Raw genomic sequence first — 2,612 nt, 5'->3', positions numbered from 1 at the left:
CAGGCTCAACCCGCGCTGCCGGCGAAGGTCGACAGGGCCGGACCCGCCGAACGGAAAGTCATGCGCGGATAGTAGCGCGTCGGGGACGCCGCCCCCGAGGAATGGCGGCATCCGCGCCATTCGCGATCCGAGCTCCGCGAGCGTCGCGAACGCCGTTCTCGGGGACCGTCCCCCGGGGGGTGCCGAAGCGGTCGAGGGCACACGGAGCCGCGAGCGAAGCGAGCCTCCGCATGAGCGCGAAAGGCCCTCTCCTGAGCGCAGCGATGGACCTTGACCCCCAAGCAGATCCTTCGTCGCTTCGCTCCTCAGGATGACAGTCGCTCCGGAGGTCCGCGCGGCGGGAGTTTTCGCGATCCGAGCTCCGCGAGCGTCGCGAACGCCGTTCTCGGGGACCGTCCCCCGGGGGGTACCGAAGCGGTCGAGGGCTCAGCCCGAGCCGCGAGAGGCCGCCGCGCGGAAAGTCTCCCGAAGTAACCGCAGGGAGGAGGTCCGCGCGGCGGGAGGTTTCGCGATCCGAGCTCCGCGAGCGTCGCGAAACCGACGTGTCCCGGCACGCCTCTTGCGTTAAGCTCTCACCTTCATATGGAGGAAAACGTGGGCAAAGACTCCTTCGAAAAGACGCGCGACTTCGTCGACGAGAAGATCGACCGCACCAAGGAATACCTCGGCTCGTCCTTCACGAAGACCCGCGAACGCGTGGACGACCTTCTCACCGACGCCCGGAAGAACTGGGGGGGCGTCAGCTCCCGGCTCGACGACCAGTGGGACGAGGTCTCCGACCAGCTTCGGAAGTACGTCAAGAGCAATCCGCTCCGCGCCGTCGGATACGCCGCCGGGATCGGTCTCCTCCTCGGCCTCTGGATCGGCCGCCGCGGCGACTGACCGGCTCGTCACGATGCGTCGACGCGAGAGACGGCGCCCCGGTCTCCCGGTCTGGCTGGCCGGCGCGGCCCTCGTCGCGCTCGCGGCGTATCTCGGCCGCCGAAGGTGCCGGCTCGTGCTCGCCGCCGTGTCCGGAGCGCTGACCGATCGCGCCCTGCGCGCCCTCGCCGACACGTTCCGGGAGGAAGAGTCGGCTTAATCGTCCGTCGGAGGGGGGCGCGGGCGGCACGCGCGCATCTGCGCTCGATGTATGGTCCGCGCCCGCTGATATCTTTCCCGCCATGCGGCGACTGACGTTCCTCGGCGCGAGCGGCACCGTGACCGGCTCGCGGTTCCTCCTCGAGTCCGACCAGAGCACGATCCTGGTCGACTGCGGCCTGTTTCAGGGAGGATCGGCGCTCCGCGCGAAGAACCGGGAGCCGTTCCCCGTCGACGTCCAAAAAATCCGGGCCGTGCTCCTCACCCATGCGCACATCGATCACACCGGTTATCTCCCCCGGCTCGTCCGGCAAGGGTACGCCGCGCCCGTCTACTGCTCGGCGCCCACGCAGGCCCTGCTGCGGTACCTCCTTCCCGACGCCGGACGCCTGCAGGAGGAACAGGCCGAGTACGCGAACCGCACCGGATATTCGCGCCACAAGCCGGCCGAGCCGCTCTTCACGGAGGAGGACGCCTATCGTGCCCTGAAGCTCCTGGTCCCGATCCCGTTCGACGAGCCCTCGAAGGTCCTCGCCGGCCTGGAATTCTCCTTCCATCGCGTCGGGCACATCATCGGCGCCGGGTTCATCCGCGTGCAGGCGGGGGGAAAATCGATCCTTTTTTCGGGAGACGTGGGCCGCCGCGACGTTCCGATCCTCAAGGACCCCGAGCCGATCCTCGCCGCGAGCTACCTGCTCCTCGAATCCACGTACGGCGACCGCAACCACGGCGCCGAATCGCCGCTCGCCGCGCTCGAGCGGGTGACGACCGAGACGATCGCCCGCCGCGGGATGCTCCTCATCCCCGCCTTCGCGGTCGGCCGGACGCAGGAGGTCCTCTATTACCTTCGCCGGCTCCAGCGCGAGAAGAAGATTCCCGACGACCTCCCGATCTGGGTCGATTCCCCGATGGCGGTCTCCGCCGTCGAGATCTATCGGGACTTCAGGACCGAGCACGACCTCGAGATGCGCGAGCTCGAGGACGAGGACCTCTCGCCGATCGACGGGAGATGGGTCCGCCTGATCCGCACGGTCGACGAGTCGAAGAGCCTGAACCGCCTCCCGGGGCCCGGCATCATCGTCTCGGCCTCCGGGATGCTGAACGGCGGCCGAATCCTGCACCATCTCCGCGTGCGGCTTCCCGATCCCTCGACGACGCTCCTCTTCGTCGGGTATCAGGCCGAAGAGACGATCGGGCGCCAGATCGAGGACGGCGCGGCCACCGCGCGCATCCTCGGCGAGTCCGTGCCCGTGCGCGCGCGAATCGAGCAGATCCCCTCGCTTTCCGCGCACGCCGACCAGGGCGAGCTGCTGGAGTGGCTGTCGAAGATACCGGAGCCCCCCGTGAAGACGTTCCTCGTGCACGGTGAGGACCCGGCGCGCCAGGCGCTCGCGGAGCGGATCCGGGCCCAGATGGGCTTCGCGGTCGTCCTGCCGGTGCAGAACCAGGTCGAGGACCTGCCTTGAACGACGGCCGCGGAGGGCTCCGCAGAGTCCGACGCGTTCTGGTCCAGACGCTCAAGGGCTTCTACG

Annotated in this window: 3 protein-coding genes; all 3 read left to right on the top strand. The window is 68.9% G+C overall.

The window, feature by feature from the left end:
* The first annotated feature begins 594 nt into the window (after positions 1–594).
* The 3 genes from VKH46_14620 (at position 595) to VKH46_14610 (ending at position 2,546) form a co-directional block, all read left to right on the top strand.
* Positions 595–882 (top strand): hypothetical protein, encoded by a 288-nt coding sequence (locus VKH46_14620; protein ID HKB72077.1) that lies wholly within the window; start codon positions 595–597, stop codon positions 880–882.
* Between the two features lie 13 nt (positions 883–895).
* On the top strand, positions 896–1,081 hold the full coding sequence (locus VKH46_14615; GenBank protein ID HKB72076.1) for a hypothetical protein: 186 nt from the start codon (positions 896–898) through the stop codon (positions 1,079–1,081).
* Positions 1,082–1,163: 82 nt separating this feature from the next.
* Positions 1,164–2,546, top strand: coding sequence for an MBL fold metallo-hydrolase (locus tag VKH46_14610; GenBank protein ID HKB72075.1), 1,383 nt, complete (start codon positions 1,164–1,166; stop codon positions 2,544–2,546).
* Positions 2,547–2,612: the final 66 nt, after the last annotated feature.

This window comes from Thermoanaerobaculia bacterium, from assembly GCA_035260525.1.
Lineage (GTDB): Bacteria > Acidobacteriota > Thermoanaerobaculia > UBA5066 > DATFVB01 > DATFVB01.
Note: the sequence above shows the minus strand (reverse complement) of the source record. Positions and strands in the feature narration are given on the sequence as shown.

Coding starts and splice junctions, on each gene's coding strand:
- VKH46_14615 (HKB72076.1), top strand. CDS start 896: ATGCGTCGACGCGAGAGACGGCGCCCCGGTCTCCCGGTCTGGCTGGCC.
- VKH46_14610 (HKB72075.1), top strand. CDS start 1,164: ATGCGGCGACTGACGTTCCTCGGCGCGAGCGGCACCGTGACCGGCTCG.